The organism is Terrihabitans aquatilis (genome assembly GCF_052542005.1).
This window is the reverse complement of record NZ_JBOCUO010000002.1, coordinates 210,374-229,280: the sequence shown is the minus strand read 5'-3', so window position 1 is coordinate 229,280 and position 18,907 is coordinate 210,374. Positions and strand designations below refer to the sequence as shown.

Here is an 18,907-nt window from a genome sequence, read left to right as displayed (position 1 = left end):
CCGCCCGGTAAGGCAGCGCCGGTTCACCTTACTTGTCGAGAACGTAAGCGCCGTTCTTGATCCGGATATAGGTGATTTCCTTGTTCACCTCCCGGTTCTCGTCGTATTTCGTCGTTCCCGTCACGCCCTCGAAGGCCGGCGCATTGGCCAGCGCGTCGCGCACGTTCTGCCCGGTGACTTCCTTGCCGCTGCGGATGACCTCGCGAATCGCGTTCACGCCCACGCTGATCGAATCCCAGGCAAGGCCCGAATACTGGTCCGGCAAATGGGTGTACTTCGCCTTGTAGGCATTCACGAAATCCGCATGGCGCGGATCATCGGCAAAGAAGCTCGTGTACAGAAGAATACCTTCCGCCGATGCGCCCGCCAGTTCGAGGAACTTCGGATTGCTGAGCGGATCGGGCGCGCCGATCGGGATGGTCACGCCGGCCTGGCGAACCTGCTGCACGAAGGCAGCCGCTTCCTGGTAATGCACGGGCAGGAAGATCGCATCCGGCTTCAGCGACTTGATCTTGCTGATGAGCGGACGGAAATCGCGCGAATTGGGTGCGATGGCCTCGACCAGCAAGACCTCGCCGCCGCGCTTCTCGATCTCGGCCTTGGTGAGCGTCGCCGTCACCTGGCCCCAATCGTCCTGGAAGTGCGGGATCACGATGCGCTTCGCGCCGAGCTTGTCGAGCACGAGATCGCCGTGCCGCGCGGCGAGCAGGTCCTGCCGGGTGTTCTGGCGGAACTGATAATCGCTGAACTTCGGAAAATCGGGATGCGACGACGAGGGGCTGATCTGGGGGATCTTGGCGTCGCGCAGGATGGGCGCCGCCGCCAGAGATGCCGTGGTCGAGAAGCTTCCGATGGTGAGGACGAGGCCCGGCGTCGATGCGAATTTCTGCGCGATGCTGGCCGCTTCCTTGGGTGAATTGCGGTCATCCTCGATGAGGATCTTCAGGGGCCGACCCTCGACCCCGCCGGCCGCGTTCACCTGCTCCTCGAACAGGACGATCGACTCGCGGAAGCGCTCGCCGAAATTTGCGACATTGCCGGTCAGCGGCGCCAGCAGGCCCACAACGACAGGGTCCTCCGCCCGTGCCGGAGGGACGGAAAAAACGCTGGAGGCGAGCAGCACGCCCAGACCGCCCAGCAATGAACGACGACCAATAATCATGAGCCTAAGTCCCGAGTTCGGACGCACGGCCCCGATGAGCCATCACACGCCTAATTACACGTTGTAATTGATGGTTTCGCACTGTCACATAATACTAGCGTATAATTTGCTAGTTTTATATATCCATGCAATAGGCAATTCGGGATCAACGAGGCGTAATAACAGTGACCGCGAATTTGTCCAGCGTATTGGACGGCGGGCGCGACCATGATGTCGCGCTCATCGAAGTCGTCGATGGCGGGTGCAACGTCTTCACCTACGGGGATGTGCGCAGCCGGGTCAGCGCGCTGGCGCGGGGGCTTCGGGCCCGCTTCGCGAGGCCGGATTTCCGCGTTGCCGTTCTCGCCAGCAACAGCGCCAATTACGTCTTTGTCTATTTCGCCGTGATGCGGGCCGGGGGAACCATCGTTCCCTTCAACCCCAGGGCCAGCCAGGACGCTCTCGACTTCCTCATTCCGGATGCCGCCATCGACCTCGTCCTGACGGACGTCCCGCGCCAGATCGCGAGCGTGGACCAGATCGTGATCGGCAGCCCGGCCTGGGATGAGCTGCACGATGCGGGCTCCATCCAGCCCGCCGAGGTCGATGACGAGACCATCGCGCAGATCCTCTACACGTCGGGCTCGACCGGCACGCCCAAGGGCGTTCCGCTGTCGCACAGCGGGCAGCATTGGGCCGTTGTGGAAGGGGCCAAGATCATTCGCGACCCTGGCAGCTTCCGCGTGATGGTGGCCGCGCCCCTGTTCCACATGAATGCGCTGTTCAATATCAAGCGCAGCTTCTTCACCGGCGCCTGCGTGGTGCTTCTGCCCGGCTTCACGCCCGCCTCCTTCGCTGCGGCCTTGGCCACCTATCGCTGCGACTGGGTGTCCGGCGTTCCCACCATGATCGCCATGCTGGCGCAGCACATCGGCGATGCCGTGCCGCGCGAGTTCGCCAATGTGCGTTATCTGTTCATCGGCTCGGCGCCCTATGGCGATGCTCTCGTGAACAGCGCGCGCCATCTGTTTCCCAACGCCGAATTCGCCAATTTCTACGGGACAACGGAGGCCGGCCCCACCGTGTTCGGCCGCCATCCGGACGGCCGCGAAAGCCCCAGCCTGTCGTGCGGCTATCCGCTGTTCCCGGAGATGATCCGCATTGTGGGTGACGACGGCGCTGTGCTGGAAGGCCCCGGCCTCGGCGTGCTGCACATGCGCACGCCCGCCAATATGCGCGGCTATCTGAACCGGCCGGAGGTGACGAGCGCGGTTCTGTCCGAGGATGGCTGGTACGACAGCCGCGACGTGGTCACCCGCGATGCCGACGGCTTTCTCTATTTCCTCGGCCGCTCCGACGACATGTTCAATTCAGGCGGCCACAACATCTACCCGGCGGAAGTCGAGAAGGTGCTGGAAGCGCATCCCTCGATCGCGCAGGCCATCGTCGTGCCGGTGCCGGACGCCCTCAAGCACGAAGTGCCCGTGGCCTTCGTGGTATCGCGCGATGGCGGCCAGATCCCCGAGGCGGAGGTCAAGGCCTGGTTCATCGAACAGGCGCCGGCCTACCTCCATCCGAGGCGCATCTTCACCCTTCCGACGATCCCGCTGGCGCAGACCAACAAGATCGATCGTGCCCGGCTGAAGGCGATGGCGCGGGAGGCCGTGGGCCGGGGCGGCGGCGAGCAGAGGTCGAGCGCGGCGTGAGCCCGCCGCTCCCATCCCGGAAACCCGCGCCCCCTGTTTGAAGACGCCGGTTCCGCCGACCATCACGGCGCGTGCACACGCGCGCCGCCGAGTTTTCTTTGAACGAACGGCCGGCCATTTCCCCTCTCCGGAAACCGGGCCGAACCAGGATCACGGCACGTCATGGAACTCTTTCTCAGCCAGGTGCTGAACGGTCTGGCCATCGGCCAGGTCTACGCGCTCATCGCACTTGGTTTCAGCCTGATCTTCGGTGTCGCGAACATCATCAATTTCGCGCAGGGCTCGCTGTTCATGCTGGGTGCGTTCGTGGCGTTCACGGGCGTCAATGCCGGTCTGCCGCTGCCGGCCGCCGCGGCGCTGTCGATCGTGACGGTGACGCTCATCGGCCTCGTCGTCGAGCGGGTCGCGCTCCGTCCGCTGGCCGGCGCAGCCTATATCGCGCCGTTCCTGTCGACGCTTGCCATCGCGACAATCATCGACCAGAGCGCCGAGATCATCTGGTCTCCGCAAAGCCAGCCGTTCCCCGCCTTCTTCCCCGATACCACCTTCTATTTCGGTGCGGCCTACGTCACCGGCACCGATATCGGCATCTTCCTGTTCGGTCTCGCGGTGACGGTCGGCCTCAGTATCTTCCTGTCGCGCACATGGACGGGCCGCGCGCTGCGTGCCACCGCGCAGGACGCCGCCGCCGCGACCCAGATGGGCGTGCGCACCGACCGCGCGCGGCAGATCGCGTTCGGACTTTCGGGCGCGCTGGCCGCCATCAGCGGCATCCTGGTCGCGCTCTATTTCCAAAGCGTGTTCCCGCAAATGGGTCTGCCTTTCGGCCTGAAGGGCTTCGCGGCGGCGCTGATCGGTGGCCTCAGCAGCATGCCGGGCGCGGTGCTGGGTGGGTTGCTGCTCGGCATCACCGAAGCCATCGCCAGCGGCTATGTCGGCGACAGCATGCGCGACGCCATCGCGTTCTCGTTCCTGCTCGTCATGCTGCTCGTGCGTCCGCAGGGCCTGCTCGGCAAGAAAACACTGGACGCGCTGGGTGGGGCAGGGGCTGCGGCGGGTGCCATGCCGACGACCAGCCTTCTCGCCTCGTCGTCCGCCCAGCGCGGCCGGGAGCGGGCCTATTTCCTGCGCCCTCGTTATCTCGTCCTGGTCGGCATCGCGCTGGCGGCCGTGCCGTTCGTGGTGACGAGCCCATATTTCCTGCAAGCCTTCATCTATGGCCTGATCTTCGCTCTGCTTGCGGCGAGCGTCAGCCTCGTGTCCGGTGCGGCGGGCGTCCTGTCCATCGGCCACGCCGCGTTCTTCGGCATCGGCGCCTATGCCGTGGCCCTGCTGGCGCGTCCCTACGGCCTGCCGGCCGAGCTCACCCTTCTGGCATCGGCGCTGGTCGCGGGAGCTGTCGCGACAATCGCAGCCATCCCGCTGCTGCGCCTGTCCGGCCACACGGTCGCGCTCGGCACGCTCGCCATCGGGCAGATTGGCTTTCTCGTCTTCCTCAACTGGATCTCGGTGACGCGGGGGCCCATGGGCATCCTCAACATCCCGGCGCCTGGCTTTTCCCTGCTCGGGGGCTTCACGGTGACGACGCTTCCGGGCCGGGTCTGGTTCGTTCTGTTCTTCGTCACGCTGGGCCTTGTCGTGATGGAGCGGTTCGTGGCGTCGGAGATCGGGCGCGTCTGGCGCGCGATCCGCGAAGACCGGCTGGCCGCCCAGACCGCGGGCGTGCCCGTCAACCGCTACCTCTTCCTGGCCTTCGCCGTCAGCGGCGCCTTCGCCGGGATGGGCGGCGGCCTTTTCGCCTATGTGCAGACCGTGGTCAGCCCGGAGAGCTTCAACGTCGATACCTCCATCCTGCTGCTGACGATGGCGGTGCTCGGCGGCCTCGGCAACATCACGGGCGCGGCCCTGGCCGGCTTCGCGCTTGCCGTCGTGCCCGAGCTGCTGCGCGGCTTCGACGATTACCGGCTGATCGTCTACGGCCTCATTCTTCTGATCACGCTGCGGGTGCGCCCGCTCGGCCTTCTGGGAGCGCGCTGATGAGCGGCCTCGTCCTCTCGCATGTCTCCAAGGCGTTCGGCGGCCTGAAGGCCACCGACGATGTCAGCTTCTCCCTGTCGTCCGGGCAGAGCGTTGCCCTCATCGGGCCGAACGGCGCGGGCAAATCCACGCTTGTCCAGCTGATCAGCGGCATCGAGCGGCCGGACAGCGGAACGATCGAGCTTGAGGGCGAGCGCATCGACCATCTCTCTCCCGACCGGCTGGCGCGGCGCGGCTTGCTGCGCAGCTTCCAGACCTCTCGCGTTTTTCCGGCGCTGACCGTGTGGGAAAGCGTGCTGGTGGGCACGCAGGCGCGTGTGCTGTCGTCGGGTGGCCATGGTCTGATCAACCCGGCGTCGGAAACCTTCGCCGCCCTGCTGCGCACGCCCTCTTGGCGGCGTCGCAATGCCGAGCAGGCCGAACGCGCGGAAGAGGTGCTGAAACTGTTCGGCGAGCGGCTCTGGCCCCGGCGGGACCAGCCGGCTTTTTCGCTCTCCTACGCCAACCGCCGGCGGCTTGAAATCGCCCGCCTCCTCGTCGCCGAGCCGCGCTTCCTGCTGCTGGACGAGCCGACGGCCGGCATGAACCCGACGGAAACGGAGGAGATGACCACGCTCCTGCTCGATCTGCGGCAGCTCTACCCGCAACTCGGAATGCTGGTTATCGAGCACAAGCTCTCACTGGTGCGGCGCATCGCGGACCGTGTCGTCGTCCTGAACCAGGGGCGGGTGCTGCTTGAGGACACCCCATCCCACGCCCTCGATCATCCGGAGGTTGTCGAGGCCTATCTCGGACGTGCGCGCACGAAGGAAAGGTTTGCCGATGCCCATCTCGGCTGAGACGCCTGCAATCGTCGAGATCGACGGCATCGATGTTCATTATGGCGCCGTGCAGGCCCTGTTCGGCCTCAGCCTGAAAGTGCATCAGGGCGAGGTCGTCTCGGTGCTCGGTGGCAATGCGTCCGGCAAGTCGACCACGACCAAATCCGTGCTCGGCCTCGTTCGACCGACGCGTGGCAGCATCCGCGTCTTCGGTCAGGACGTTGCGCGCCTCGCGCCGGCCGACATCATCGCGAAAGGCGTGGCCAGCATCCCGGAAGGCCGCCGGGTGTTTCCCGAAATGTCGGTCGAGGAAAACCTGCTTCTGGGCGCCTACCCTGTACGGCGCGAACCGCGCAAGGTCACCGAGGGGATGGAGCGCGTGTTCGAGTGGTTTCCGCTGCTGAAGGAGCGACGTGCGCAGGCGGCGGGCACCTTGTCCGGCGGCGAGCAGCAGATGCTGGCCCTGGGTCGGGCTTGGTTGCGCCGGCCGACTTTCGTGTGCATCGACGAGCCCTCGATGGGCCTGTCCCCCAAATTCGTCGATTGGGTCTACGAGGTCCTGGCCCGGTGGAAGGCCGAGGGGATCACGATCCTGCTGGTCGAGCAGAACGCCCGCATGGCGCTGGAACTGGCCGACCGCGCCTATGTGCTGCAGCACGGTCATGTGATCGCGGAGGGCACGGCGGCCGAACTCTCGCAGAACGAGGCCATCCGGCGCGCGTATCTCGGGATCGTCTGAGGAACTCACCGATGAACAATCCCCTGCGCGTCAATGCCCAGCGTCTCTGGAGCACGATCGAGGACACCGCGCGGTTCGGCGCAACGGCGAACAACGGGCTTGATCGGCAGGCGCTGACGGCCACCGACGGCACGGTTCGGGACTGGTTCTGCGCTCAGGCCCGGGGGCTCGGGCTCGATGTCCGCGTCGACCGTCTGGGCACGATCTTCGCCACACGCGCCGGCCGGAACGCCGCGCGCGATGCGGTGGCGATCGGCTCCCATCTCGACACCCAGCCGAAAGGCGGCCGCTTCGACGGCGTGCTCGGCGTGCTGGCCGGGCTGGAGGCGTTGCGCACGCTCGATGACGCGGGAATCGTCACGGACGCTCCGCTGACGCTGATCAACTGGACCAACGAGGAAGGCGCGCGCTTTGCGCCACCGATGATGGCGTCGAGCGTATATGCTGGCGCGTTTCCCTTCGAGGCGGCGATTGCGGCGCGCGACAGCGCGGGCACGTCCGTGGGCGAAGCCTTGGCATCCATCGGCTATGCCGGCGAGGAGGATGTCGGCCAGCGCCGCTTCTCGGCCTATCTCGAACTGCACATCGAACAGGGGCCGGTGCTCGAAGCCCAGGGCAAAACCGTCGGGGTCGTCGGCGGCGCCAAGGGCATGATCTGGTACGATGTAGTCATCGCAGGCTTCGAGGCGCATGCCGGAACGACGCCGATGACGTTGCGGCGCGATGCGCTGGCGAGCTTCGCGGAACTGGCCAATGGCATCGAACGGCTGGTGCTGGCCGAGGGGCCGGAGGCTGTCGGGACGATCGGCAGAGTGTCGATTGAGCCGGGATCGCGCAACACGGTACCGGGCAGCGCCCGTTTCACGCTGGAATTTCGGCATTTCGACGCCGACGCGCTGTCACGGCTGGATGGCGCGCTGCGGGATCTCGCGCAGGCCATCGGTACGCGACGGCACACCCCCATTCAGATCCAGCCGGTGTTTTCCAAGGATCCGGTGCTGTTCGCTCCGGCGATATTATCCTCGATCGAGAACGCCGCTCGCGCGCTCGGGCACGATCCCGGATTTCTTCCATCCGGCGCCGGGCACGATGCCTGCGCCATCGCCGGCGCCGTGCCGTCGGGAATGATCTTCATTCCGTGCCGAGACGGCATCAGCCATAACGAGGCGGAATGGGCCGAGCCGGACCATTGCGCGGCCGGGGCCGATGTTCTGCTGAACGCGGCCCTCGACCTGGCGCGTTAATCCTGCGTGGCGGCGTCGCTTGGCGCGCTTTCATCGAGCGTGTAGCGGAAATCGCAGTGTGAGGCGCCGCCCATGATCGTCTGGGTGCGCTCCATCTTGATGCGCGGATCGTAACCCTCGCAGAACGTGCCATCGCGATTGCACGACAGGAGATGGCCGATCGAACCGAGGCCCATTTCCTTGTACATTTCGGCGTAGCGGCAGCGGTGCACATTGTAATCGAAGCGAGTGTCGCTGGCGGTCACGACCTCCACGGTCAGCGCATCGTCCTGCGTCCACAAATGCTGCAGGTCGATGAAGCTGCGCATGCTCGTGCCGCCGGGCGTCTTCTCGGCGAAGCTCTTGCCGGCCGCGATCGCCGCATCGCGTATCGCCTTGTCCAGCACACGGTTGGCGATTTCCTCGCCGAGCTCCTCGCGCATGGTCTGGTAGATCGGGCGGATGATACCCGCCTCGATCCGGCGGCGGGCGAGGATGCCGAGTTCGCCCTCTCCCGGCGCCGGGGGCACCGCACCATTCGTCAAAGAGGCCGAATTCGACATCGTGTTCCTGCGTAAATCTGCTGACATAGCTATCACGAAACTAGATAATCACGGCGTCGGCGTCTGTCATCCCTTCGCATAGCCGAGCGCCCTCCGGTCGGTTGGCGTTCAGGCCTTCAGATCGAGTTTTTCGCGATCCTGAAAATGCTGGGGAAGCACGAAAATCGTGTCGAACACGAAGGTGAACACGAACGTATAAACAAGAAAGAATAAAAGGAGCGCCGCCTCCATCATGAAGGCGTCTACAAAGCCGACGCGATACCAGAGCATGTAAAGCGGAACGATCACGACGAACAGGCCGAGCTCGAAGCCGATCGTGTGGAGGATTCGTACCTTCAGAGTTCGCTCGGAGATCTTGCGCCAGCGCTCCCAAGCCTCGAACATCATGTTGAAGGCATAGTTCCACATCATTGCGATGGCCGAGACGATGATGGCGATCGGCAGGGAATCCTGCGCCGGTCCACCGCTCAGGAACATCAGGAGGAGCGTCGAACTCGCAATGGCGATGATCTCGAAGACGATGACGTAGACAACGCGCCGCAGACGCGGTTCGAGGGCGAACATCCTGGCTCCCGAAACCTCAAGGGTTTCAACGATGAAGGCTGGACCGCCCCAGACATGTTTCATTGCGAGCATGGGCCACGGTTTCCGCCCATAGGTGGAGAGATAGTCGCCCGCCTCCGAAAAGGTCAATCAAGACCAACGCTGCATAGAGGCGGCTGCCGTTGCCGCGCCGCCACCAGGTCAGTGCGGCGGCGTTATTTGAGAAAATATTGTGTGTCGCCTGTATTCAGACGTGATGGAGCGCCACCGGGCGGCCGTCGATCATTTCTACCCGCATGTCGTAGCCGAAGATCTTGGCCAGCTGACCGGTCGTCAATATCTCGGCGGGCGCGCCGTCGGCCACGACGCGGCCGTCGCGCATGCCGATGATCCGGTCGGAATGGTGGGCGGCGTGGTTGATGTCGTGCAGCACAACGATGATCGTGCGCCGATCCTCGTCGGCGGCACGGCGAAGCCCGCGCATGAGGTCGCGCGCGTAGAACATGTCGAGATTGTTGAGCGGCTCGTCGAGCAGCAGGTAATCCGTCTCCTGACAGAAGGCCATCGCCACCAGTGCACGTTGGCGCTGGCCGCCGGACAGCGTGTCGATGAAGCGATCGGCGAGGCCCGTGAGGTCGAAGCGTTCGATCGCGGCGCGGGTAAGGGCGCGGTCATTGTCCGTGGCGCGGCCGCGATTGTGCGGGAAGCGGCCGAACGCAACGAGCTCCCGCACCCGAAGCCGGCCGGCGACACCGGGGTCCTGCCGGAGGATCGCAAGCGTGCGGGCAAGTTCGCGGCCGGGTGTCGTGTCGACCGGCAGATTGTTGACCGTGATGCGGCCGGTTTGGAGCGGCTGAAGGCGGGCGATCAACGACAGAAGCGTCGATTTGCCGGCGCCGTTCGGGCCGACCAGCGCCGTGACGCCGCCCTTGGGGATGTCGAGGCTGATCCCGTCCAGGATGCGTGTGGTGCGACGGGTCAGGGAGACGTTCTCGATCCGGATCATCGCCGCACCGCCGAAATCAGCATGGCCAGGAAAACGAGGCCGCCGACGAATTCGATGACCACTCCCAGCGTGGTTGCGCCGCCGAGCAGATGCTGGAAGAGTGCCTGCCCACCCACGAGAACCACGATTGCGACCAGCGCGGCGGCGGGCAGCAGCACCGCATGGCGGCGGGTGCCGGCAATCCGCTCGGCCAGCGCGGCGACGAGAAGCCCGAAGAAGGCGACAGGGCCGACGAGCGCCGTCGATACCGCGACGAGCGAGGCCACCAGAACCAGCATCCAGCCGATGGTCCGCCGCCATTCGACGCCCAATCCGATGGCGGGATCGGCCCCGAGCGCGACGATGTCGAGGACGTGCCGCTGCTGCCAAGCGGCGGCACAGGCAATGATCGTGACGATCGTGCCGACACCGAGGAGGGCGGCGTCGACATCGGCGAAGTTCGCGAAGCTCGATCCCTGGAGCACCGCGAAGTCGTTGGGATCGATCATGCGCGAGAGGAATTGCGACAGGCTGCGAAACAGCACGCCGAGGGTCACGCCCGCCAGCAGCATCATCGTCATATCGATCCGCGCGCGCAGCATGGGCACGAAGATCGTGACAGCCAGCGCGACGAGAAGCAGGCTTTCGCCGGCGAATTTCAGACGGGCGTCGAGCGCCGAGAAGCCGAAGCCGCCCAGTGTGAAGATGAGCGAGGTTTGCACCAGGATATAGAGGGCGTCGACGCCCATGATCGAGGGCGTCAGAAGCCGGTTTGCCGTGACGGTCTGGAAGATTACGGTCGAAACGGCGATGGCGATGGCGACCTGAACCAGAGCCGCAAGCCGTACGGCCCGCAATTCGAGCACGAAGGCGAGATTGCCGCGCAGCCCGTAAAGCATGAACGCCGAGACGCAGAGAAGCGCGGCGAGGCCGAGGCCGCCGAGGAGGACATGCCGCTCGGGCCGGATGCGCGTGTGTGACGGGAAAGCGGCCGCCGGCTCAGGCATCCGCTCGCCTCCGGAACAGCAGGATCAGAAACAAGGCCGCGCCCACGACGCCGAGAATGGTGCCGATGGGGATCTCGTAGGGATGCCTCACCAGCCGTCCGAGGATGTCGCACAGAAGGACGAGCCCGCCACCCGAAGCCGCGACCCAGGGAATGGCGCCCCGGACATCGTCGCCCATCACGCGCGACACCAAATTGGGCACGACAAGGCCGATGAATGGAATGATGCCGACGACGACGACGGTCAGCGCCGAGATCACCGATACGATCACGAGGCCGATCTGCATCATGCGCCGGTAATCCAGCCCGAGGCCGATCGCCACATCGCGGCCGAGCGACAGGACGGTGAGCTGATCGGCCACCCACCAGGCCAGCGCGATCATGACAAGCGTGACCCACAGCAATTCATAGCGCCCGCGCAGCACGCCCGAGAACTCGCCTGTCGTCCACACCTCGACATATTGCAGCAGGTCGGCCTGCCAGGCCAGGAACGTGAGAGCCGCGCCGACGACTCCGCCATAGACCAGCGCGAACAGCGGAACGAGAAGCGGCTGCTCGGGGGGCAGCCGATGCGCCACCATCAGGAAGACGCTCGTTCCGACCAGCGCGGCGAGGCTGGCCGCCAGCGTCTTCACGGCAATCGAGGCATCCGGCGCGAGCAATGTGACGATGAGGATGCCGAGCGCGGCGCTTTGTCCGCTGCCGGCGGTCGTCGGCTCGACGAAACGGTTGCGTGCGAGCGTTTGCAGCACAAGGCCCGCGATGGCCAGTGCGGCGCCCGCCAGCACCGCCGCCAGGGTGCGGGGCAGGCGGCTGTCGAGGATCAGGGAAATCGCCTCCGCGCTGCCGCCCGGCGCGAGATCGCCCACGCCGACGAAAAGGCTCGCCGTCATGAGCGCCGCAAGCAGCATGGGCGCCGCGATCGATGTTGGCGCCCGGCGGCTGCGAAGCGTCATCAGGGGCGGGCGAAGCGCGACGTCAGTGTTTCGAGCACGCGCGTCATGGCCTGAACACCACCGGCCGCAATGTAGAGATCGGCGGCGGGCAGGTAGACCACCCGGTCGCGCTGCCATGCGCCGGTCGCGCGCACCAATGCATTGTCGAGCGTGGCGCGGGCGCTCTCGTCCGACGCCCCGATCGCTGCCGCCCGGTCGATGACGATCAGCCAGTCGGGATCGACCTTGCGGATGAACTCGAAGGAGATGACCTCGCCGTGGATCGCGGAGGTGATGTCGGCGGAGGCGGGTTCGAGGCCAAGTTCGGTGTGCAGCCAGCCGAAGCGCGACCCCGGCCCGTAGGCCGAGATCTTCGGGCCGTTGGTCATGATGATCAGGCCGCGCCCCTTGCCGGCGATCGCGGAGCGCGCCCCGCCAAGCGCCGCGTCCAGATCCTGCGCGGCTTTTGCGGCCTCGTCCTCGCGACCGAACAATTGGCCGTAGGTGGCCAGGCGGGCCTTTGCGTCCACGACCAGATTGCCGTCGCGGATCGACATATCGATCGTCGGCGCCACGCGCGTGACGGAGGCGAGCCGTGGCGAGGAGCGTCCTCCCACGATGACGAGATCGGGCCCGAGCGCGCTCAGCGCTTCGAGGTCGGGCTCGAAGATGTTGCCGACGATCTTCGCGTCCTTGGCCGCTTCCTGAAGCTGCGGCAGGTAGACCCGCTCTGGCACGCCGGCCGGGCGCACGCCCAGCCGTGCCAGCGTGTCGAGTGCTGCGATGTCGAAGACGGCAACGGTCTCGGGCCGCGCCGCGATCTCGACCTGTCCCTGCGCCGTTTCGACGCGCACAGGCTCGGCGACGGCCAGTAAGGGCGCAATCGCGAACAGGGCGGCGGGAAGCAAACGCGTGACGATCATCATCATCCTGTCCAGCCGACGCAGAGTGGGCACGGCCTTCAGATCTTTCGAAAGCCGGCGATAATTCATCGTCGTGCGGATGGCAACGTCAAGCGGTAATCTCCAGACTAGTCTTTAATTAGAAGAATTTAAATTTCTATCTCTGCCGTTGACTCGGATTTATTCATGAGAAATGGAGAACATGTCGAAATATAAAAAAGTATAACTTTTCTAATCTGTGGTTGGGGTCGGGGAATGCGCGAGCTTGCGAGAACCGCACATCTGTGTGGCACATTATCTCTCAGTGTCCTTGGGCTGGCGCTCGCAGGTGGAGAGAAAGCCTCCGCGCAGGATGCAAGTGCGCGCAATTCGGCGAATGCGACGTCGGTGGTGCTCGACGAAATCGTGGTCGAAGGCGCCGCCGGCGATGCGGGGCGGGCTCCCCCGACCGGCACCGTGGGGCAGCCGCCGGCTCCCTATGCGGGCGGGCAGGTCGGCTCCGGCACGCGTCTCGGCATCCTGGGCAATCGCTCGGTGCTGGAAACGCCCTTCAACGTCACCGGCTATACGGAGAAGCTGATCCGCGATCAGCAGGCCCAGTCGGTTGCGGATATCGCGCTGAACGACCCGTCGGTCCGCGCCGACGCGCCGCCCTTCAGCGAGCGCGATTCCTTCTTCATCCGGGGCTTCTCGGTCACCAATCTCGACGTTTTCTATGACGGCCTGCCCTACATCGCCAATCCGCGGCGGCATTTCCTGGAAGGCATCGAGCGCGTCGAAATCCTGAAGGGGCCGACGGCGCTCATCAATGGCGGCACGGGTCGCGTCGGCGGCACGATCAACCTCGTTCCGAAGCGCGCCACCGACGAGCCGCTGACGCGCCTGACGACCACCTATCGCAGCGATACGCTCATCACCCCGCATCTCGATGTCGGCCGCCGCTTCGGTGAGGACAATGCGTGGGGCATCCGCGTCAACGGCTCCTACCGCAACGGCGATACGGCCTTCGACAACAACGAAGCGGAGGTCGGCGTCGCGTCGCTCGGCCTCGATTATCGCGGCGACCGCTTCCGCGCTTCGCTCGACCTCAACCATTCCACCCAGAACCTCGACGCGCCGACGTCGCTGTTCAACGCGCTGGAGGCGGGCGTTCCCGTCCCGCGCGCGCCGGATGGCCGTATCAACACGGCAAATCCGTGGGAGTATCACGACAGCGAATACAACATGGCCGCCGGGCGGGTGGAGTACGACATCCTGCCCAACACGACGGTGTATGCGGCCGCGGGTGCCAGCCGGTATCGCGAAGACTTCCTGACCACGTCCTACACGATCCTCAACGAGGACGGGGATGCGCGGGCTGAATTTGGCTATAACCCGCAGCAGATCCAGGGCTTTTCCGGCGAGATTGGCGTGCGATCGGAATTTGACACCGGGTTCGTCGGCCACCGGCTGAACGTCTCGTTTTCAAGATCCCTGAACGAGAACAATCGTGGTGAGTTCAATCCCAGGATTCTCGGTTTTCCGACCTATACGACGAACATCTATAATCCTGTTTACGTGCCTCCCGGCTTCGCGGATACGACCGGGCTGCCCCGCTCGAACAACCTGATCCCGTTTGCGGATCTTCTCTCCACTAGCGTTGCGATCTCCGATACCCTGTCCTTTGTCGATGACAGGCTTCAGCTGACCATCGGCGGTCGCTATCAGGACATGCTTTCGAGGGGCTTCAACACCCGTCCCGGAATCCCCAATGTACCTGTCGGCGAGATCAATTATTTCTACGAGGAAGATCGGTTCAGCCCGGCCGTCGCCGTTCTGGCGCGGGTGACGGACAATTTCTCAGTTTACGCCAATTACGTAGAGGCGCTGACGGAAGGACCCATCGCGCCGACCAGTGCGCTTAATTCCGGGGAAGTCTTTCCGCCCTCGGTAAACGAGCAGAAGGAAATCGGCTTCAAATACGATGCCGGGTCGTTCGCTTTCACGACGTCCTTGTTCGAAATTCAGCAGCCCAATGGGTTCACGATTGGGCGTGAGTTCGGCCTCAATGGTCTTCAGGTCAATCGCGGTCTTGAGTTCACGTTGTTCGGGCAACCGATCGAGGGCCTGCGGCTTCTCGGCGGTATCACCTTCATCGATGCCGAGCTTGAGAGCACCTTGGAAGGTAGGTTCGACGGCAATCGCGTGCCCGGTGTCGCCCGGACGGCGATCAGCCTGTACGGCGAATACGATCTGCCTTGGGTCGCGGGCCTCACCGCGACGGGTCGCCTCGTCTACAACGGCAGCACCTTCTACAATCAGGCCAACACCCAGAAGGTGCCCGACTGGACGCGCGTCGATGTCGGCATGCGCTGCGCGTTCGAGGATCCGTGGGACCGGCCGGTCGTGGTTCGCGCGGGCGTCGAGAACGTTTTCGACGAGAATTACTGGGCCTCGTCGGCGCGTGGCTTCCTTGCCGCCGGCGCGCCCCGGACCTTCACGCTCTCCGCGTCGATCGACTTCTAGCCGGCACCTCGGCCGGTCTGTGGCCGAGGTCCACCTCAAGCAAAGGGGCGGAGATCAATCTCCGCACCTTTTCCATGGAAGAGAGCCGCCATGAGCGTTCAGGAAATCTCGGGCACCGTTCCGACCGCCAATGCGGGCCGTTACCTTCAGCAGCTCTGCCGCCATTGGCAGCACAAGCTCGAGGTTTCGCACAGCGAGGAACGTGCCGAGATCCGGATGCCGTCAGGCGACCTGGTGAACCTCGAAGCGGATGACGCGGCCCTGAACATCAGCATCCGCAGCAGCACCACAGACAGCCTCGCGATCACGCGCGGTGTGGTCGAGGAGCATCTGAACCGCTTCGCCTTCCGTGAAGCGCCGCTCGCTTTCTCCTGGGCCTGAGCCGGAAGGCCTTTAGGCCTCAGCGGGTACCGAATCCTCAAGCATTCCAAAAGTTTCGGCGAGCTTCCGGCCGAGCGCGCTTGCGCGAGCACCCCCGAGGTGGGCTCAACAATCTCCCGGTCATCGGTTAGTGTCGGGCCATGATCGTTTGCAGGGCGCTTTTCGCGCGACTAGCCCCGGCAAGATCCATCAAAAACTTGGCGTGCGGCGGCCTGTGGATGCTAAACGGTCCCGCGTGGGACGCGACGCGTTTCGGCAAAGCTATCAAATCCGCGCCGGCAGCGGCGCAGCAGAGGGCGAACCCCATGTACATTCCGACGCTTGAGGACATGCTCACCGCGCGTCAGCGCATCGAGCCGCATATTCATCGTACGCCGGTCCTCACGTCGCGGATGCTGAACGAACTGACCGGCGCGGAGCTGTTCTTCAAATGCGAGAACCTGCAGAAGGCCGGCGCGTTCAAGGCGCGTGGGGCGTCGAACGCAGTGTTCGGCCTGTCGGACGAGCAGGCGGCCAGGGGCGTCGCCACCCATTCCAGCGGCAATCACGGCACCTGTCTTGCCTATGCGGCGGGCCGTCGCGGCGTGCCCTGCACCGTGGTGATGCCGCGCACCGCGCCGCAGGCCAAGAAGGACGCCGTTCAGGGATATGGAGCGCGCGTGGTGGAGTGCGAGCCTTCGACCTCCAGCCGCGAAGCGGTGTTCGCTGAGGTGGTCGCCGAGACCGGCGCCGAGTTCGTGCATCCCTATAACGATCCGCGCGTGATCGCTGGCCAAGCCACCTGCTCGGCCGAGATGATCGAGCAGATCGAGGGCCTCGACGCCGTAATCGCGCCGATCGGCGGCGGCGGCATGGTGTCCGGCACCTGCCTGACCTTGTCGCAGCTGGCCCCTCAAGTGAAAATCTACGCCGCCGAGCCCGAGCAGGCCGACGACGCCATGCGCAGCTTCAAGGCGGGGCACATCATCGCCGACGATGCGCCCGACACCATCGCGGACGGCTTGAAGGTGCCGCTGAAGGACCTCACCTGGCATTTCGTGCAGAACCACGTCACGGACATCCAGACGGCCTCCGAGCAGGAGATCGTCGATGCGATGAAACTGATCTGGAAGCGCCTGAAGATCGTGATGGAGCCCTCCAGCGCCGTGCCGCTGGCCGCCATCCTGAAGAACCGCGAGACCTATGCCGGCAAGCGCGTCGGCGTCATTATAACCGGCGGCAATGTCGATCTCGACAAACTGCCCTGGAATTGAGGAGAGGATCCATGAACGCACCCTCTAACATTGCCGCGGGCAATTACGCCGATCTCGAAGTCGGCTACGACGTGCCGGCCGTTCCGGGCATGAATGAAGCCGACATCCAGACGCCGTGCCTGATCCTCGATCTCGACGCCCTGGAGCGCAACATCAAGAAGATGGGCGATTACGTGAAGGCGCACGGCATGCGCCACCGCGCCCATGGCAAGATGCACAAATCCGTCGACGTGCTGAAGCTGCAGATGGAGCTTGGCGGCGCCATCGGCGTCTGCTGCCAGAAGGTGTCCGAGGCGGAAGTGTTCGCCCGCGCCGGCATCAAGGACATCCTCGTCAGCAACCAGGTGCGTGACGCTGCCAAGATCGACCGGCTGGCGCGCATGCCGAAGCTGGGCGCACGAACCATCGTCTGCGTCGACGACGTGGCCAACGTGGCCGACCTGTCGGCGGCGGCGCAGAAGCACGGCACGACCATCGAATGCCTGGTCGAGATCGATTGCGGCGCCGGCCGCTGCGGCGTCAAGACCACCCCGGAAGTGGTCGAGATCGCCACCGCGATCGACGCCGCGCCGGGCCTGAAGTTCACGGGGCTGCAGGCCTATCAGGGCGCGATGCAGCACATCGACAGCTATGAGGACCGTAAGGCCAAGCTGGACGCGGCCATCGCCCAGGTGACGGACGCTGTCGAGGCCTTGAAGGCCAAGGGGCTGACGGCGGAACTGGTGTCCGGCGGCGGCACGGGCAGCTATTATTTCGAGAGCAATTCCGGCGTCTACAACGAGCTGCAGTGCGGCTCCTACGCCTTCATGGACGCCGATTACGGCCGCATCCACGACGCCGACGGCAAGCGCATCGACCAGGGCGAATGGCAGAACGCGCTGTTCATCCTGACCAGCGTGATGAGCCATGCCAAGCCGCATCTGGCGGTGGTCGATGCCGGCCTAAAGGCACAGTCGGTCGATAGCGGCCTGCCCTTCGTCTACGGCCGCGACGATGTGAAATACATCAAGTGCAGCGACGAGCACGGCGTGATCGAGGACAATGGTGGCGTGCTGAAGGTGAACGAGAAGCTGCGGCTGGTGCCGGGCCATTGCGACCCGACCTGCAACGTCCACGATTGGTATGTCGGCGTGCGCAACGGCAAGGTCGAGACGCTGTGGCCGGTCTCGGCGCGCGGGAAGGCCTATTGATGTGGGTCGTTCCTGAAAAGGACATCGCCGGACTGATGACGGCCGAGGCGGCATTCGATGCCGTCGAGGCCGTCTTCGCCGCCATGGCGCGGGGCGAAGCGCGCAATTTCCCCGTCATCCGCGAGGCTCTCGGTCATGAAGACGCACTCTACGGCTTCAAGGGCGGCTTCGACGCCAGCGGGCTCAATCTTGGCCTGAAGGCCGGCGGCTATTGGCCGAACAACCAGAAGCACGGGCTGATCAACCATCAGTCCACGATCTTCCTGTTCGACCCGGACACGGGCCGCGTCTCGGCGGCGGTGGGTGGAAACCTGCTGACCGCACTGCGCACCGCCGCCGCGAGCGCCGTCAGCAGCAAGCATCTGGCGCCGAAGGGTGCGAAGGTGCTGGGCATGATCGGCGCGGGCCATCAATCGGCGTTCCAGATGCGGGCCGCCGTGCGGTTCGGTGCGTTCGAACGGGTGCTGGGCTGGAACCCGCATCCCGACATGCTGTCGCGTCTCGCCGACACCGCCGCCGAACTGGGCCTGCCGTTCGAAGCGGTCGAGCGCGAGCAATTGGGCGCGGAAGCGGATGTGATCATCTCGATCACCTCGGCCTTCGAGCCCTTGCTGCTGGACGGCCACGTGAAGGGGCCGACCCACATCGCGGCCATGGGAACTGACACCAAGGGCAAGCAGGAGCTCGACCCGGCCCTGGTCGCCCGCGCCCGGCTGTTCACCGACGAGGTGGCCCAGTCGCTGACCATCGGCGAGTTTCAGCACGCCGCTGCGGCCGGCTCCATCACCGAGAGTGATGTGGTGGCGCTCGGCAAGGTGATCATTGGTGAGCACGAGGGACGTGGTGACGCCGGGATTACGATCTTCGACGGCACTGGCGTAGGCCTTCAGGACCTCGCGGTAGCGGGCGCCGTCGTCGAACTGGCGAAGCAACAAGGCAAGGCCCTTCAGGTCGAGATCTGACCGGATCCTCAAACG

The 18,907-nt window shown here is 64.9% G+C and carries 17 protein-coding genes; 10 read left to right on the top strand and 7 right to left on the bottom strand.

Going from position 1 to position 18,907, the window contains the following annotated elements:
- Positions 1–28: 28 nt before the first annotated feature.
- On the bottom strand, positions 29–1,162 hold the full coding sequence (locus tag ACQ6S1_RS07090; RefSeq protein WP_445040490.1) for an ABC transporter substrate-binding protein: 1,134 nt from the start codon (positions 1,160–1,162) through the stop codon (positions 29–31).
- A 164-nt stretch (positions 1,163–1,326) separates the two neighbouring features.
- Here ACQ6S1_RS07090 and ACQ6S1_RS07085 point away from each other — a divergent pair, with 164 nt between their 5' ends.
- The 5 genes from ACQ6S1_RS07085 (at position 1,327) to ACQ6S1_RS07065 (ending at position 7,688) form a co-directional block, all read left to right on the top strand.
- The gene (locus tag ACQ6S1_RS07085) at positions 1,327–2,847 is read left to right on the top strand and encodes a class I adenylate-forming enzyme family protein (protein WP_445040489.1); all 1,521 of its coding nucleotides are present in this window, start codon (positions 1,327–1,329) and stop codon (positions 2,845–2,847) included.
- 162 nt (positions 2,848–3,009) lie between these two features.
- The gene (locus ACQ6S1_RS07080; protein WP_445040488.1) at positions 3,010–4,884 is read left to right on the top strand and encodes an ABC transporter permease; all 1,875 of its coding nucleotides are present in this window, start codon (positions 3,010–3,012) and stop codon (positions 4,882–4,884) included.
- The gene (locus ACQ6S1_RS07075) at positions 4,884–5,723 is read left to right on the top strand and encodes an ABC transporter ATP-binding protein (RefSeq protein ID WP_445040487.1); all 840 of its coding nucleotides are present in this window, start codon (positions 4,884–4,886) and stop codon (positions 5,721–5,723) included. The genes ACQ6S1_RS07080 and ACQ6S1_RS07075 overlap by 1 nt, the downstream gene beginning before the upstream one ends.
- Positions 5,707–6,444 carry an ABC transporter ATP-binding protein gene (locus tag ACQ6S1_RS07070; protein WP_445040486.1) on the top strand — a complete coding sequence of 246 codons (738 nt, stop codon included), beginning with the start codon at positions 5,707–5,709 and terminating at the stop codon, positions 6,442–6,444. Before ACQ6S1_RS07075 ends, ACQ6S1_RS07070 begins: the two co-directional genes overlap by 17 nt.
- 11 nt (positions 6,445–6,455) lie before the next feature.
- Positions 6,456–7,688, top strand: coding sequence for a Zn-dependent hydrolase (locus ACQ6S1_RS07065; protein WP_445040485.1), 1,233 nt, complete (start codon positions 6,456–6,458; stop codon positions 7,686–7,688).
- On the opposite strand, the gene ACQ6S1_RS07060 is transcribed toward ACQ6S1_RS07065, so the two are convergent.
- From ACQ6S1_RS07060 to ACQ6S1_RS07035, 6 genes are all read right to left on the bottom strand, one after another.
- Positions 7,685–8,230, bottom strand: coding sequence for an L-2-amino-thiazoline-4-carboxylic acid hydrolase (locus ACQ6S1_RS07060; protein WP_445040484.1), 546 nt, complete (start codon positions 8,228–8,230; stop codon positions 7,685–7,687). The genes ACQ6S1_RS07065 and ACQ6S1_RS07060 overlap by 4 nt on opposite strands.
- Positions 8,231–8,338: 108 nt before the next feature.
- Positions 8,339–8,866 (bottom strand): PACE efflux transporter, encoded by a 528-nt coding sequence (locus ACQ6S1_RS07055; RefSeq protein ID WP_445040483.1) that lies wholly within the window; start codon positions 8,864–8,866, stop codon positions 8,339–8,341.
- A gap of 154 nt (positions 8,867–9,020) precedes the next feature.
- A complete protein-coding gene (locus ACQ6S1_RS07050; protein ID WP_445040482.1) occupies positions 9,021–9,779 on the bottom strand; it encodes an iron ABC transporter ATP-binding protein in 759 nt (252 codons plus the stop codon).
- Positions 9,776–10,765 carry an iron chelate uptake ABC transporter family permease subunit gene (locus tag ACQ6S1_RS07045; RefSeq protein WP_445040481.1) on the bottom strand — a complete coding sequence of 330 codons (990 nt, stop codon included), beginning with the start codon at positions 10,763–10,765 and terminating at the stop codon, positions 9,776–9,778. The genes ACQ6S1_RS07050 and ACQ6S1_RS07045 overlap by 4 nt, the downstream gene beginning before the upstream one ends.
- On the bottom strand, positions 10,758–11,720 hold the full coding sequence (locus tag ACQ6S1_RS07040; RefSeq protein WP_445040480.1) for an ABC transporter permease: 963 nt from the start codon (positions 11,718–11,720) through the stop codon (positions 10,758–10,760). The genes ACQ6S1_RS07045 and ACQ6S1_RS07040 overlap by 8 nt, the downstream gene beginning before the upstream one ends.
- Positions 11,720–12,655 (bottom strand): siderophore ABC transporter substrate-binding protein, encoded by a 936-nt coding sequence (locus ACQ6S1_RS07035; RefSeq protein ID WP_445040479.1) that lies wholly within the window; start codon positions 12,653–12,655, stop codon positions 11,720–11,722. Before ACQ6S1_RS07035 ends, ACQ6S1_RS07040 begins: the two co-directional genes overlap by 1 nt.
- A 201-nt stretch (positions 12,656–12,856) precedes the next feature.
- On the opposite strand from ACQ6S1_RS07035, the gene ACQ6S1_RS07030 reads away from it, so the two are divergent.
- The 5 genes from ACQ6S1_RS07030 to bhcD all read left to right on the top strand — a co-directional run bounded on the left by ACQ6S1_RS07030 (position 12,857) and on the right by bhcD (position 18,892).
- Positions 12,857–15,106: a TonB-dependent receptor gene (locus ACQ6S1_RS07030; protein ID WP_445040478.1), complete on the top strand. Its 2,250-nt coding sequence runs from the start codon at positions 12,857–12,859 to the stop codon at positions 15,104–15,106.
- A gap of 90 nt (positions 15,107–15,196) precedes the next feature.
- Positions 15,197–15,487: a DUF2218 domain-containing protein gene (locus tag ACQ6S1_RS07025; protein ID WP_445040477.1), complete on the top strand. Its 291-nt coding sequence runs from the start codon at positions 15,197–15,199 to the stop codon at positions 15,485–15,487.
- A gap of 305 nt (positions 15,488–15,792) precedes the next feature.
- Positions 15,793–16,740, top strand: coding sequence for a beta-hydroxyaspartate dehydratase BhcB (gene bhcB, locus ACQ6S1_RS07020; protein ID WP_445040476.1), 948 nt, complete (start codon positions 15,793–15,795; stop codon positions 16,738–16,740).
- 11 nt (positions 16,741–16,751) lie between these two features.
- Positions 16,752–17,930 carry a 3-hydroxy-D-aspartate aldolase BhcC gene (gene bhcC, locus ACQ6S1_RS07015; protein WP_445040475.1) on the top strand — a complete coding sequence of 393 codons (1,179 nt, stop codon included), beginning with the start codon at positions 16,752–16,754 and terminating at the stop codon, positions 17,928–17,930.
- On the top strand, positions 17,930–18,892 hold the full coding sequence (gene bhcD / locus ACQ6S1_RS07010) for an iminosuccinate reductase BhcD (protein ID WP_445040474.1): 963 nt from the start codon (positions 17,930–17,932) through the stop codon (positions 18,890–18,892). Before bhcC ends, bhcD begins: the two co-directional genes overlap by 1 nt.
- Positions 18,893–18,907 lie beyond the last annotated feature (15 nt).